Origin of the sequence: Nitrosospira sp. Nsp2, from assembly GCF_003050965.1 — a bacterium.
GTDB lineage: Bacteria > Pseudomonadota > Gammaproteobacteria > Burkholderiales > Nitrosomonadaceae > Nitrosospira.
Genome location: NZ_QAOU01000001.1, coordinates 105,514 through 118,992 on the forward strand (window position 1 = coordinate 105,514; position 13,479 = coordinate 118,992).

10 protein-coding genes are annotated in these 13,479 nt (G+C 54.9%); 5 read left to right on the plus strand and 5 right to left on the minus strand.

All coding sequences use genetic code 11. From position 1 onward, the window contains the following. Positions 1 to 107 precede the first annotated feature (107 nt). The 3 genes from grpE (at position 108) to dnaJ (ending at position 4,010) form a co-directional block, all read left to right on the plus strand. Positions 108 to 695: a nucleotide exchange factor GrpE gene (grpE, locus tag C8R31_RS00420; protein ID WP_107692127.1), complete on the plus strand. Its 588-nt coding sequence runs from the start codon at positions 108 to 110 to the stop codon at positions 693 to 695. Between the two features lie 87 nt (positions 696 to 782). After that, entirely contained in the window at positions 783 to 2,720 is a 1,938-nt protein-coding gene (gene dnaK, locus C8R31_RS00425; protein ID WP_107692128.1) for a molecular chaperone DnaK, read from the plus strand. Between the two features lie 186 nt (positions 2,721 to 2,906). Continuing rightward, the gene (gene dnaJ, locus C8R31_RS00430; RefSeq protein WP_107692129.1) at positions 2,907 to 4,010 is read left to right on the plus strand and encodes a molecular chaperone DnaJ; all 1,104 of its coding nucleotides are present in this window, start codon (positions 2,907 to 2,909) and stop codon (positions 4,008 to 4,010) included. Positions 4,011 to 4,189: 179 nt separating this feature from the next. On the opposite strand, the gene C8R31_RS00435 is transcribed toward dnaJ, so the two are convergent. The 5 genes from C8R31_RS00435 to uvrA all read right to left on the minus strand — a co-directional run bounded on the left by C8R31_RS00435 (position 4,190) and on the right by uvrA (position 11,188). After that, on the minus strand, positions 4,190 to 4,747 hold the full coding sequence (locus C8R31_RS00435) for an NUDIX domain-containing protein (protein WP_107692130.1): 558 nt from the start codon (positions 4,745 to 4,747) through the stop codon (positions 4,190 to 4,192). A gap of 77 nt (positions 4,748 to 4,824) precedes the next feature. Beyond that, on the minus strand, positions 4,825 to 6,153 hold the full coding sequence (phoR, locus tag C8R31_RS00440) for a phosphate regulon sensor histidine kinase PhoR (protein ID WP_107692131.1): 1,329 nt from the start codon (positions 6,151 to 6,153) through the stop codon (positions 4,825 to 4,827). 51 nt (positions 6,154 to 6,204) lie between these two features. After that, positions 6,205 to 6,891, minus strand: a complete 687-nt coding sequence (gene phoB / locus C8R31_RS00445) for a phosphate regulon transcriptional regulator PhoB (RefSeq protein ID WP_107692769.1) — start codon at positions 6,889 to 6,891, stop codon at positions 6,205 to 6,207. Positions 6,892 to 7,023: 132 nt separating this feature from the next. Further along, a complete protein-coding gene (locus C8R31_RS00450; protein ID WP_107692132.1) occupies positions 7,024 to 8,325 on the minus strand; it encodes a glycerate kinase in 1,302 nt (433 codons plus the stop codon). 25 nt (positions 8,326 to 8,350) lie between these two features. Continuing rightward, a complete protein-coding gene (uvrA, locus tag C8R31_RS00455) occupies positions 8,351 to 11,188 on the minus strand; it encodes an excinuclease ABC subunit UvrA (protein WP_107692133.1) in 2,838 nt (945 codons plus the stop codon). 187 nt (positions 11,189 to 11,375) lie between these two features. Between uvrA and C8R31_RS00465 the strand changes: the two genes are divergently transcribed. Both C8R31_RS00465 and ssb read left to right on the plus strand, forming a co-directional pair. After that, a complete protein-coding gene (locus C8R31_RS00465; protein ID WP_107692135.1) occupies positions 11,376 to 12,761 on the plus strand; it encodes an MFS transporter in 1,386 nt (461 codons plus the stop codon). Further along, entirely contained in the window at positions 12,761 to 13,219 is a 459-nt protein-coding gene (gene ssb / locus C8R31_RS00470) for a single-stranded DNA-binding protein (RefSeq protein ID WP_107692136.1), read from the plus strand. Before C8R31_RS00465 ends, ssb begins: the two co-directional genes overlap by 1 nt. Positions 13,220 to 13,479 lie beyond the last annotated feature (260 nt).

Here is a 13,479-nt window from a genome sequence, read left to right on the forward strand (position 1 = left end):
TTGATGTACCTCTTCGATACGAGCCTGAGAAGGCATACCGCGATCAACACGTTGCCGCGAAGGACTGTTTAGAGAATCCATAGGAACCAGAAACCAGGAGGAAACCAATGACAAACACAGAAGAGTCCAAACCAGATCAACCCGAATTGACCTCAGCCCTGAGCGAAGCTGCAACGCCGGAAGCAGGCACCAACGAGAATAAAACCTTGGAGCCGGCAGTGGAAACGATCCCGAGTCTCGAACAGATGCTAAAGAAGGCCGAACTCGACGCAGCAGAGCATCACGACGCGTGGATGCGTGCCAAGGCCGATGCGGAAAATACCAGGAAACGCGCCCAGATCGATGTTGCAAATGCCCATAAATACGCGATCGATAAATTCTCAACGGAGTTGCTCTCAGTCATGGATAGTCTCGAAGCGGCTTTGGGCGTGGAGAAGGCAAGCGTTGACAACTTCAAAAGCGGCATGGAGCTGACGCTGAAGCAGCTCACCTCGGTTTTTGAAAAGTTCAACCTCAAGCAAATCAATCCGCAAAAGGGGGACAAATTCGACCCGCATCTGCATCAGGCCATGTCTACGGTAGACTCCGACCTGCCTCCCAACACTGTGGTCCAGGTAATGCAGAAGGGATACATGTTAAACGATCGTGTTATCCGCCCTGCGTTGGTCACGGTTTCGAAGTCCAAAGAAACTTGAAATTTGGACCTTAATCCCCATCTCTTACACCACAACACATACTTCGCGCAGACGGATATTCAGATCTAACTAATTCAAGGATAAATCATGGGAAAAATTATTGGTATTGACCTCGGTACCACGAACTCTTGTGTGGCCGTCATGGAAAGCGGCAAGCCCAAGGTAATAGAGAACTCAGAGGGAGCGCGTACGACGCCTTCCATCGTGGCTTACACGGAAGACGGTGAAATTCTGGTGGGTGCTGCCGCCAAACGGCAGGCTGTTACCAACCCAAAGAACACGTTGTTCGCGATAAAGCGCTTGATCGGCCGGCGCTTTGAGGAAGAAATAGTGCAAAAGGACATCAAAATGGTGCCCTATAAGATTGTCAAGGCTGACAATGGCGATGCATGGGTGGAGGTCCGTGGCAAGAAAATTGCACCGCCGGAAATTGCCGCGCAAGTGCTGATCAAAATGAAAAAAACTGCGGAGGATTATCTGGGTGAAGCGGTAACCGAAGCGGTCATTACGGTCCCCGCGTATTTTAACGATTCACAGCGTCAAGCGACGAAGGACGCGGGACGCATCGCGGGCCTGGACGTCAAACGTATCATCAATGAGCCAACCGCGGCAGCTTTGGCTTTTGGCATGGATAAAAAAGAGGGCGACCGCAAGATTTCCGTGTACGACCTGGGCGGCGGCACCTTCGACATTTCCATTATTGAGATCGCGGAAGTGGAAGGCGAACATCAGTTTGAAGTTCTGGCTACCAATGGTGACACCTTCCTCGGAGGTGAGGATTTCGATGCACGGGTCATCGAATATCTTGTGGATGAGTTCAAAAAGGAAACCAGCATCGATCTTAAAAAAGACATGCTTGCTCTCCAACGCTTAAAAGATGCGGCGGAAAAAGCCAAGATTGAACTTTCCTCAAGCCAGCAGACTGAAGTCAACCTGCCGTATATTACGGCTGATGCCTCAGGTCCGAAGCACCTCGCGGTGAGAATCACGCGGGCAAAGCTGGAAAGCCTGGTTGAAGATTTGATCGACCGGACGGTTGAGCCCTGCCGCATCGCTATCAAGGACGGGGGCGTCAAGACTTCTGAGATCGACGACGTGATTCTGGTGGGTGGACAGACCCGCATGCCGAAGGTACAGGACAAGGTCAGAGAAATTTTTGGCAAAGACGCTCGCAGGGATGTCAACCCGGACGAAGCGGTGGCGGTCGGCGCGGCCATTCAGGGCGGCGTATTGCAGGGGGCGGTGAAGGATGTGCTGTTGCTGGACGTGACGCCGTTATCCTTGGGCATTGAAACACTTGGCGGGGTAATGACGAAATTGATCCAGAAAAACACCACGATCCCCACAAAGGCGCAACAGGTGTTTTCCACGGCCGATGACAATCAGACGGCCGTTACCATCCATGTGCTGCAAGGGGAGCGGGAGATGGCATCCGGCAACAAGAGCCTGGGCCAGTTCAATTTGAGCGATATTCCACCGTCCCCGCGCGGTCTGCCGCAAATCGAGGTTACATTCGATATTGATTCGAATGGCATATTGCATGTCTCTGCCAAGGACAAGGCGACGGGTAAGGAGAACAAGATCAAGATTCAGGCAAGCTCGGGTCTGTCGGAGGACGAGGTGCAGCGCATGGTCAAGGATGCGGAGGCGCACGCCGAGGAAGATCACAAGGCGATGGAATTGATCACCGCCCGCAACCAATGTGACGCTGTGATACATTCTGTTCAGAAAAGCTTGAAGGAGTATGGAGATAAATTGTCCGATGATGAAAAAGCCAAAATAGAAGCTGCGCTGAAAGAAGCGGAAGAGGCTCTGAAATCAGGCGACAAGGACACTATCGAGGCCAAGACTCGGGCGCTGACCGAGGCCTCGCACAAGCTGGCTGAGAAGATGTATTCGCAAGAGCAGGCACAGCAGGGGCAGGGTCAGCCTGGCGGGGAATCTGCCCCTCACGGCGGCGGTGAGAAACCAGTAGAAGGCGAAGTCGTGGATGCCGAGTTTGAGGAAGTAAAAAACAAGAAATAAGAACAATAAGCATCAGAACATCAAGGCGCAGCGATGCGGGAAGGATAGAGAAGCCTCGGAACAAGCCCTCTCGGACTTGTTCGAGGTTTCACCCGTTCCGCGTCCTGCGTTTTAACATTATTTGGAATACGCGGAGCAGTTCGCGCTAGTGCATACTCTGCGCCCTCCCGATTACACGAAAACGACATGAGCAAACGCGATTATTATGATGTGCTGGGCGTTAACCGCGACTGCAGCGAAGATGAGATCAAAAAGGCCTATCGCAGGCTGGCGATGAAATACCATCCGGACCGCAATCCGGATAATCCGAAATCGGAAGAACATTTCAAGGAGGCCAAGGAAGCTTACGAAATACTGTCGGATGTGAAGAAGCGCTCCGCGTATGATCAGCACGGACACGCTGGTGTGGATGCTAATATGGGTGGGGCAGGGGCTCAGGGGTTTGCCGACGCATTTGGCGATATATTCGGCGACCTTTTTGGTGGCCGGGCACAAGGCAATGTCTATCGCGGCGCGGATTTACGCTATAACCTTGAAATTTCGCTGGAACAGGCGGCAAGGGGAACTGAGACCAAGATTCGAATTCCCACCATGGATGTGTGTGGCACGTGCCATGGAAGCGGCGCTAAGGCCGGGACTTCGCCCATTACCTGCCCCACCTGTAATGGGCACGGCCAGGTAAGAATGCAGCAGGGTTTTTTCTCCATTCAACAGACCTGCCCCAAATGCCACGGCAGCGGCAAGTTTATTGCGAGTCCTTGCCATACGTGCGGGGGAGCGGGCCGCGTCAAGCACCATAAAACCCTGTCGGTGAAAATCCCGGCCGGGGTGGATGAAGGAGACCGTATCCGATTAACTGGAGAAGGGGAAGCTGGTGTTAACAATGGACCACTAGGCGACCTGTATGTAGTCATTCAGCTGGCGCCCCATCAGGTCTTTCAGCGAGATCACAATGACCTTCACTGCGAAATGCCGATCAGTATTACTACCGCCGCGCTGGGTGGGGAAATTGAGATACCGACACTTGAGGGTCATGCCAAAATCAAAATTCCCGCCGAAACTCAGAGCGGAAAAATTTTCCGTTTGCGCGGTAAGGGAATTAAAGGCGTGCGCAGCAATGCTCCCGGTGATCTATTATGTCACGTGGTGGTCGAGACGCCGGTCAAACTCACCTCTCGCCAGAAGGAGTTATTGCAGGAACTGGAAGCGCTCAACCAGGAAGACCGCTCCCGGCACAATCCCCGCGCAAAGTCTTGGATGGACAAGGTGCGGGAATTTTTTGCCGAATAATTTTTTTCGGTTTCTGTCAAGACCGCCTAAAAGGCTTGAGGGAGCGTAATCCGGCTGCTCCACGCGCGGTTGAAACGAGCACAAAGCACCAGGATGAGCCGACTGTGCGATACACAAAGCAGGGCGGGGTCCCCCCCGCACAAAGCCGACGTGCAAGGGGCTCTCGATAGAAAGGAACGTTACCACTCGCCGCGCAGCAGCTTATCGGCCCAGAATAGTCCGGAAACAGTTTTATTGTCGGTAATTTTTCCGGTTTTTACCCAATCCAGTGCCATTGGCAGGGTCAGGGTGAATACCTCAAGGTGCTCTCCCTCATCAAGGCTAGCGCCGGTGAAGATGAGGCCTTCCGCAAGGTAATACATCAGCTTCTCGTCGGAATAACCAATGCATGGGTACAGCGTCGTGACGTAACGCCATTTGCTCGCGGTATAACCCGTCTCTTCCAGCAACTCGCGTTGCGCGCACTGCAGCGGATCTTCTCCACGATCAATTTTACCCGCTGGAAGTTCATAAAAATCCCGATGCAGGGGATAGCGGTGCTGGCGCTCCATCACCAGTTCACCATTGTCGAGCAGCGGTATGATGACGACGGCGCCTGGATGGGTGATGTATTCCCGTACCGCTACTTTCCCATCGGGCAATCGGGCGAGATCCGCGCGGACGCGCAGAAGTTCCCCGTCATATACATTCCGGCTGCTGACTGTGGTTTCGGTAAGGTCTGGCGAAGGTTTGGGCATAAAGGTCTGAAATATTTCACGGCATGCATGCGTACATGAACACGTTCGCATTGCCTCTCGTCATGGACGGCGCTTATTCAAATGTTTGTCAATATTGTACACGCGTGGTCGCCTTCCGGCGTCACGAGCCGCACCGGGGGAAACCATGCACTGAAGCAGCTTCCTTTGCCGGGCTCGCTGACGATCTCGAGCTTCGCCTGGTGGCAACTCAGCACGTGCTTGACGATGGCTAGGCCCAGACCGGTGCCGCCGGTTTCGCGAGAACGTCCCCGGTCTACCCGGTAAAACCTTTCCGTAAGACGAGAGATATGTTCGGATTCGACACCTATGCCGTTGTCCTGCACGGAAAAGACGGCCTGTCCATCGCGAGTAGTCCAATTCAAACTGATATTGCCGTTGTCGGGGGTATAGCGTATTGCATTACTTATGAGGTTGGTGAAGGCGCTCCGCAACTCATCCGTGCTGCCCAGCAACTGCGTGCCAGTCTCGAGATTCAGGCTGATGTGGTGTCGACCTGAGCTAAGGGAGAGCGCCTCGTCGTAAATCTTGCGCAACATTGCCGGAACATCCACTCTCTCCCCCCGAATCAGGTTTTGCGTATCCTCCAGCCTCGACAGGGTTAACAGATCCTGAACCAGATTCTGCATGCGCTTGGTCTGGTCGGTCATAAGGCCCAACGCCCACTTGAATGTTTCAGGATCGGACGGGCTATGATCCGACAGCGTTTCCAAGAATCCGCCAATCACAGTCAAGGGGGTGCGAAGCTCGTGCGAGACATTGGCTACAAAATCCTGGCGCATGATCTGAATTCTTTCCAATTGGGTCACATCGCGGCTGAGCAGCAGTTTCTGTTTATCGCCATAAGGTACAAACTGCAGGGAAAGGATCAGCCCCTGGTGCCGAGGTTGTTTTATAACCAGAGGCTCGGCGTAATTCTGGGCCGCCAGGTATTCGGCAAATTGGGTGTGACGCACCAGATGCGTGATATGCTGGCCGGTATCCGTACCGGAGCTTATCCCCAAATGTTTTTCCGCCACGGGGTTGCACCATTCGATATGGTCCATCTCATCGAGAATGACCACGCCCTCGGGCATTGCTGAGGTGGCACGTTGAAGGCGCTCCAGGGCGGAACTGATATGCTGGTAGGTTCGGCTCTGCTCGCGTACGAGGCGCATCAAGCGCGCGAATACGTCTCCCCATTTGCCTGAAGCATTCGGCAGAACAGAACCGTCCGTCTGGAGCCATCGGTCGAGGATCGTCAGATAGCGCCGGTGACGAACGACCAGCACGAGCAGAACCGTGACATAGATCACCAGTGTGGTGACAGCCCCCAGAGTTGCCAGGAGCATCCCGGTCACAACAGCAATCAGGACAGCGTTCGCAACACGCTCCCAGAAACCGCTCACTGAATTAGCGGGAAGAGTAAGGGTGGGTCATTGTTTAACCTAAATTAGCCATTATCCCGCGGACATTCGATATCCTGAACCTCTGACAGTCTGCACCAATCCGTCCTTGCTGACTGCTTCCAGCGCCTTGCGAAGCCGCCGAATGTGGACATCTACGGTACGGTCCTCGACGAATACGTGATCGCCCCAGACCTGATCGAGCAACTGGGTCCGGCTATGTACCCTTTCCGTGTGAGTCATTAGAAAATGCAGCAGCCGGAATTCGGTAGGCCCAAGCGTCACTTCACTATCATTGGCCGTGACCCGGTGGCTGGCGGAATCAAGCCGCAGCCCGCCAATCTCGACTATATCGTCGGCGGCCTCCGGCGACCGCCGCCTGAGCACGGCTTTAATTCTGGCGAGCAGTTCGCGAGGCGAAAAAGGTTTGGTGAGGTAGTCGTCGGCGCCGATCTCCAGACCCGCTACCTTGTCGCTTTCCTCGGCCCTAGCGGTAAGCATGATGATGGGGATTGTTTTGGTGCGTGATGCCCGCCGGAGCATGCGGGCAAAATCGACCCCGCTCATTCCCGGCAGCATCCAGTCGAGAAGCAACAGATCGGGCAGTTCATCATTGACGATTTCCATCGCTTCTTCCGCGCTTCTTGCGGAAAAAACCGAATGTCCCGCTTGCCGCATGCTGTATGCGATCAATTCCTGGATTGCCGGTTCATCTTCTACAACCAGTATTCTTGCTGCCATCAGATCGATCCTTGCATTCACTCAGAATTTCGATTATGCGACTTTTTACATATTGCCATGATATTTAAACAACATTACGATTTTGTGACATGGGTCGCATATTCAGTGCATCGTCGATTTACCGGTATCGCCCTACAATATCAGTATTACCCGATAGTCGTTAACATTGGTGCGGGTCGGGCCGGTAAGAACCAGATGATCGAGCTCCTGAAAAAAAGCGTAAGCATCATGGGTTGCAAGCAGCACTGCTGCGTCGAGGCCCTTTTGCTTTGCGTCTCGCAATGAATGCGGCGTAACGATCGCACCGGCATTGTTTTCTGTCCCATCAATGCCATCGGTATCGCCGGCAAGAGCATAGGTATTCTCCATACCGCCAAGTTCGACGGCGAGCGAAAGCAGAAATTCGGTATTGCGTCCACCCCTCCCGCCACGATTCTTATCATCGATCGTTACCGTCGTCTCGCCCCCGGAGATCAGTGCTGCCGGCGTTTTCCACGGTTGCTGGTACTGGCGGACGTGTTTCGCTAAAGCCGCGAAAACCTTGGCGACATCGCGCGCTTCGCCAGTTACCGCGTGGCCCAGTATCGCAGCGTCGATGCCCTGTGCAGCCAGATACTCCGCCGCCGCCAGGAGCGAATCGCGCGCCGTCGCAATCACCCGGTTTTCCACGCGTTCAAAAGCCGGACTACCTGGTTTCGGAGTTTCGTCGAGTTCGCCTCTTACGCCGGCCTGCAAAGTTGCCATCACGGCCGCAGGCACGTCAATATTGTAGCCCTCGATGACTTCGAGCGCATCCGAGTAGGTTGTCGGATCTGGTGCGCAGGGGCCGGATGCGATGTGGGTGGGATCATCCCCAGTGACGTCTGAGATGATCAATGCCAGAACGGGCGCTTGGCTTGCGGCTGCGAGTCTACCGCCCTGGATGGCGGAGAGATGTTTACGCACCGTATTTATCTCCTGAATTGCCGCGCCGCAGCGGAGCAATTCGGCCGTAACCTTTTTAAGGTCATTCAGCGTTACGTTTTCAACCGGCAAGGTCAGCAAACTTGAGCCGCCGCCGCTAAGCAGGCATAAGAGCAGATCGTCGGCCCCAAGTTTCTCCACCTCAGCCAAAATTGTCCGGGTGCCTTGTTCCCCGTGCTCATCGGGCAGCGGATGACCCGCTTCGATGACCTTGATTCGGTCAAGGGGCAAGCTGTGGCCGTAGCGGGTTAGGACGAGCCCTTCCAGCGACGCAGTCTCCGGCCAGTGACGCTCCACCGCAAGGGCCATCGCTGCGGCTGCTTTGCCTGCACCAACCACGAGAGTGCGGCCCGCTGGCGGTCTCGCCAGGATGCTGGGCAAATGCAAGGGCACGATCCGCAGCGGATCGGCGGCGGCAACCGCGGCCTCGAAGCTGCGGAGCAGGAGTGCACAGGCGTCATGTTGAACCATATCCGTCCAGTGATAACCGCCGTGGTCACGTTTGTGGCTGCAGTTGCGAATTGAGCGTCGCCCGCAGATACTGACCAGTGAAACTATTTTCGTCTGCCGCTATTTCCTCAGGTGTGCCTTGGGCCACGATTTCGCCACCACCTTCACCGCCTTCGGGCCCAAGGTCGATGATCCAATCGGCGGTTTTAATCACATCCAGGTTGTGCTCAATTACTATCACCGTGTTTCCATGGTCGCGCAGCCGATGCAGAACTTTCAAGAGCAGATCGATATCCTGAAAATGAAGGCCGGTGGTGGGCTCATCCAGAATATAAAGAGTGCGACCGGTATCGCGTTTTGAGAGTTCCAGCGACAGCTTCACCCGTTGGGCTTCCCCACCGGAAAGCGTGGTCGCGGATTGCCCCAAGGTGATATAGCCAAGACCCACATCCAGCAGGGTCCGGAGCTTGCGCGCGACCACTGGCACAGCGCTGAAAAATTCATGCGCGTATTCAACCGTCATCTGGAGAATTTCGTTGATGTTTTTCCCCTTGTATTGAATTTCCAGGGTTTCGCGGTTATAGCGCTTGCCATGGCATACATCGCATGAAACATAGATATCGGGGAGAAAATGCATTTCCACCTTGATCACGCCGTCCCCCTGACAGGCCTCGCAGCGCCCGCCTTTAACATTGAAGGAGAACCGGCCGGGCCCATAGCCACGCTCGCGCGCCTGCGGCACGCCGGCAAACAACTCGCGAATCGGGGTGAATAAGCCGGTGTAGGTGGCCGGGTTCGAGCGCGGCGTACGCCCAATGGGGCTCTGGTCCATGTTGATGACCTTATCAAAAAAAGCCAGCCCGTCCAGGTTGCGGTACGGCGCCGGCTCGGCAGCGCTGCCGTAGAGATGGCGGGCGGTGGCCAGGTAGAGCGTTTCATTGATGAGGGTGGATTTCCCTGAGCCCGAGACGCCGGTTACGCACACGAACAGCCCCACCGGCAGGTTGAGATTAACGTTTTTCAGGTTGTTGCCGGAGGCACCCTCGATTTTAAGCCACCGATCGCTTTTTGGCTCGGTACGCGTTTGGGGCATAGGGATGGCCAGCTGGCCCGAAAGATACTTCCCTGTCAGTGAGCGATTATTCTTCTGAATGGCCTGAGGTGTTCCTTCGGCTATAACCGATCCCCCATGCTCGCCTGCGCCCGGACCCATGTCCACCACGTGATCGGCGGTAAGGATCGCATCCTGATCGTGTTCCACCACGATAACGCTATTGCCCAAGTCCCGAAGGTTCTTCAGAGTCTGCAGCAAGCGGCCGTTATCCCGCTGATGGAGTCCGATAGATGGCTCATCCAGCACATACATTACGCCAGTCAGACCGGACCCGATCTGACTGGCCAGGCGAATGCGCTGGGACTCTCCGCCGGAGAGCGTATCGGCGGAGCGATCAAGCGACAGGTAATCCAGTCCGACGTTATTGAGGAACAAGATACGGCTGCAAATTTCCTTGACGATCTTTTCGGCGATGGCATGCTTATGGCCCGTCAAGGTCACCTGGTCGAAAAAAGTTTTTGCCTCTTTTAGGGGCAATGCGTTAATTTCATAAATCGCTTGTCCTCCTACCCGCACATGGCGTGCTTCCCGGCGGAGCCGAGTACCCGCGCACTCGGGACAGAGTTGGGAATTGAGGTATTTCGCCAGTTCCTCCCGTACCGCGACGGAATCGGTTTCCTTATACCGGCGCTCGAGATTGGGAATGATGCCCTCGAATGTATGTTTGCGATGAGTCCGGGTTTCGTTTTCGTTCAAATATGCAAATGAAATTTTTTCCCTGCCGGAGCCGTTCAGGACGATATCCTGGATATTCGCGGGAAGCTGTTCAAAGGAGATTTCCAGATCAAAATCGTAGTGACTCGCAAGGCTGGCCAGCAGCTGGTAATAAAACTGGTTTCGCCGGTCCCAGCCCTTGATGGCGCCGGAAGCCAGCGATAGGTGCGGGAAGGCGACGATCCGCTTGGGGTCGAAAAACGTGATCTTCCCCAGCCCGTCGCACTTGGGACAAGCGCCCATCGGGTTGTTGAATGAGAACAGGCGCGGCTCAAGTTCCGGCAGAGAATAGCTGCATACGGGGCAACTGAACTTGGCGGAAAAAAGATGTTCCTGGCCCGAATCCATTTCAACGGCCAGGGCGCGTCCATCGGCATGGCGCAGTGCCGTTTCGAACGATTCCGCCAGCCGCTGCTTGGAATCTTGCGAGATTTTGAGACGGTCTACCACCACTTCCACGGTGTGCTTTTTATTTTTCTGAAGTTTCGGCAGGGAATCGATGTCGTACACCTCGCCGTCTATTCTTAGCCGCACGAACCCCTGAGCCCGCAATTCATCGATTAAATCCATCTGCTCGCCTTTGCGGCCTACCACGAGCGGGGCGAGTATCATCAGCCGGGTATCGGCGGGCAGCTGCAGGACATGATCTACCATTTGTGACACGCTTTGCGCCGTAAGCGTAATGCCGTGGTCGGGACATTGCGGGTCTCCCACGCGGGCAAACAGCAGACGCATGTAATCGTGTATTTCGGTAACTGTGCCGACCGTCGAGCGGGGGTTGTGCGAGGTCGCTTTTTGCTCGATTGCGATGGCGGGGGATAGCCCCTCGATCAGATCAACGTCGGGTTTTTCCATCAGTTGCAGGAATTGCCGCGCGTAGGCTGAAAGCGATTCCACATAGCGCCGTTGTCCTTCGGCATAAAGCGTATCGAATGCGAGCGAGGATTTGCCTGATCCCGATAGGCCAGTGATAACTACCAGCTTGTTTCGGGGCAAATCGAGATTGACGTTTTTAAGATTGTGCGTGCGTGCACCGCGAATTCTAATCAGTTCCATTGACCTTCCAATTGACGCCCAGGCCTCTCGACATTCCCACCCTTCTCATTTTCTGCGCCCATGTTGCCCAGCGTTTTTACATCATTTTTGCGGACGGCGCGACCATGAAGTACAACAGGGTCTTCTACCTGAGCGGTGAGCAAACCTGTTAATATACGCAAGTTTCCGCGTTTTCCCAATCTGATTCATGTCCTCCTCATTACCTCCCGAGAAATTGTCGCCGATAGAGTTGCGCGCCACCGCCGGTCTGGCCAGTATCTATGGGTTACGGATGTTGGGGATGTTCATCATCCTGCCCGTGTTCGCGTTCTATGCCGAGCATTTGCCTGGCGGGGATAACTATGCGCTGATTGGCATCGCGCTGGGGGCATACGGGCTGACCCAGGCAATACTGCAGGTTCCGTTTGGCTGGCTGTCCGATCGCTTCGGACGCAAACCCGTTATTTATGCCGGCTTGATCCTGTTCGCCATCGGCAGTTTTGTTGCTGCTAGCGCCACCGATATTTATTGGGTTATTTTCGGCCGCATCATCCAGGGCTCGGGCGCGATTTCGGCAGCGGTGATGGCGCTGGCCGCCGACCTTACCCGCGAAGAGCATCGCACCAAGGCAATGGCCGCGATAGGCATGACCATTGGCGTCACCTTCGCACTTTCACTGATTATTGCACCGGCGTTAAACCGGTTAATTGGGGTGCCGGGGATTTTTGTCATGACCGGAGTGCTCGCCCTGCTGGCCATGGTGGTGGTTTACAGAATCATTCCCGATCCGGTCGTCAGCCGCTTCCATTCCGATACTGAGGCAGTTCCTGGTCGCTTCAATAATGTATTGCACGATCCCGAGTTGCTGCGCCTGGATTTCGGCGTTTTCGCGCTGCATGCAGTGTTGATGGCGCTCTGGCTGGTCGTACCGCTGTCGTTGCGTAACGCCGGACTCGCGGCGGACCAGCACTGGCAAGTCTATTTTCCGGTCCTGGTTCTCTCCATGGCGATGATTATCCCGGCAATCATTTATGGTGAGAAGAAGGCCAAGCTCAAGCAGGTATTCGTCATTTCGGTAGGTGTACTGCTGGCGAGCCAAGTGTTGCTGGCGTATGCATTCAATTCATTATGGGGCACCGCAACCGCGTTGCTGGTGTTCTTCGCTGCCTTCAATTTGCTGGAAGCGACGTTGCCCTCGCTTATTTCCAAGATTGCGCCGGTGGGGGCGAAAGGCACCGCCATCGGCGTCTATAGCAGCGTGCAGTTTCTCGGCACTTTCGTAGGCGCAACCGCAGGCGGATATCTGTATCAGCATTTTGGCAGTTCTGCCTTGTTTGGGTTCTGCGGCAGTCTCCTTGCCTTATGGCTGATGTTTGCAGCCACGATGAAAGCGCCCGCCGCGGTGCGCACCAAAATGTATCATGTGCAGGAAATGGATACGGGGGCCGCCAGCGGGTTGACCCGCCAGTTGGCGGCGCTGCCGGGCGTGCACGAGGCGCTCGTGCTTGCAAGCGAAGGCGTGGCATATCTCAAAGTGGACATGAGGGGCTTCGACGAACAAGGTGTTGTACAACTATTAGGGGGAAAAGCGTAATGGCATCAGTCAATAAGGTCATCCTCATCGGAAATCTCGGTAAAGACCCGGAGACCCGCTATATGCCGAATGGCGACGCAGTGACCAATATCACCCTGGCCACGACCGAAACCTGGAAGGATAAAAACGGTGAGAAACAGGAAAAAACCGAGTGGCACCGCGTCACTTTTTACCGCAAGCTGGCGGAAATCGCGGGTGAATACCTCAAGAAGGGCCGTCCGGTCTATGTAGAAGGAAGGCTGGAAACGCGCAAATGGACCGACAAGGCAGGCGTCGAACGCTACACCACCGATGTCATTGCCAGCGACATGAAGATGCTGGGCACCAAGCCCGGCAGCGGCAGCTATGAAGGCGGGGAGAGGGAAGAGAGCAGCTATGCGCCCAGCCCGTCCGGTAGCAAGGCTCCAGCACGGAGCAGTACCAACTTCGATGTTATGGACGACGATATTCCGTTTTAGCCAGTACAAAGTGCAAACAATTCGAGCGAAGGCATTGATTGTTTTCGCTCTTTTATTGTTGGCGGTTTTATTGTCGAGCTTACTATTCCATCTGCCGTTTACCGCAGACTAAACTATGCAGTACGCGTTGTGATGACTGGGAGCGGTGAGCGCCGATGTTGTTCAACCGACAATCTGGACTCCCGCTCTTCGAGTCGATGCGCGCAGAGCAAGCCGCACGTATCGGCTTTCTCAAGTGAAGCACCCTTCCGGCGTTCGAC